Genomic DNA, 1,017 nt, shown 5'->3' on the forward strand with positions numbered 1-1,017 from the left:
CGACCGGATCGTCGCGATCCCTCATGATGTTGTTGTCCTGACGGTACGCGCCCTGCACACCCTGGATGTAGTCGTAGCGGTTCGCCGTGACGGCCTGCGTGGTGTCGCGGTCGGCGAGAATGACCGGGCGCAGGAACACCATCAGGTTAGTCTTGTTGCGCGTCTTCTGCTCGGAGCGGAACAGCTGGCCCAGCCAGGGAATGTCGCCAAGCAGCGGCACCTTGCTGTTGCTGACCTGGTAGTGGTCCTGCATCAGGCCGCCGAGCACGATGATCTCGCCGTTATCGCACAGCACGGTCGACTGGATCGAACGCTTCGTGAATTCCGGGCTTTCTGGGTTCGTCGACGCGTTGTTCGTGTCGTCCACAATCGCCGAGTCTTCCGTATAGAGCTGCAGCTTCAGGATGCCGCCGTCGGTGATCTGCGGTTTGACCTGCAGAATGAGGCCGATGTCGGCGCGGCCGAACGTGTTGAACGCCGCGCTCGTGGTGCCGCTCGTCAGATTCGAGTAGGAACCGGTCTGGATCGGCACGTTGTTACCGACGATGATCTTCGCTTCTTCGTTGTCGAGCGTGATCACGTTAGGCGTGGAGAGCACATTGGCGTCGTCGGTACGTGACAGCGCCTGTAGCAGCGCGCCGAGACCCTGCACACCGAAGATGTTGTGCATCCAGCCGACGTTCAGGCCCTGCTGGAGCGGCGCGGAGCTCGAGCGGAGCGCCGTGGCCAGACCACCGGTGGTGCCAGCGGCCGCGGCTGCAGCCGTGAGGTTAACGATGCTGTTGCCCGAGCCAGTCGCCAGATTGGTAGCTGCAAACAAGTTATCGTTCGCGATCTGCCACTGAATGCCGAGGTTGCCGCTCGTATTCGAGTTCAACTCGACGATCAGCGCCTCGATATACACCTGCGCGCGACGCGCATCGAGCTGGTCGATCACCGCGCGCAAGTTGCGGTACGTCGCTTCGGGCGCGGTGATGATCAGCGAGTTGGTCGCGGAATCGGCGGTAATCATGCCGC

Annotated in this window: 1 protein-coding gene; it reads right to left on the minus strand. The window is 62.0% G+C overall.

Features of this window, described 5'->3' with window-relative positions:
- The coding region (gene gspD / locus AB3X86_RS38195; protein WP_368599893.1) for a type II secretion system secretin GspD at positions 1-1,017 on the minus strand (1,017 nt) is incomplete at both ends.

This window comes from Paraburkholderia sp. BR14374, from assembly GCF_040948685.1.
GTDB lineage: Bacteria > Pseudomonadota > Gammaproteobacteria > Burkholderiales > Burkholderiaceae > Paraburkholderia > Paraburkholderia youngii.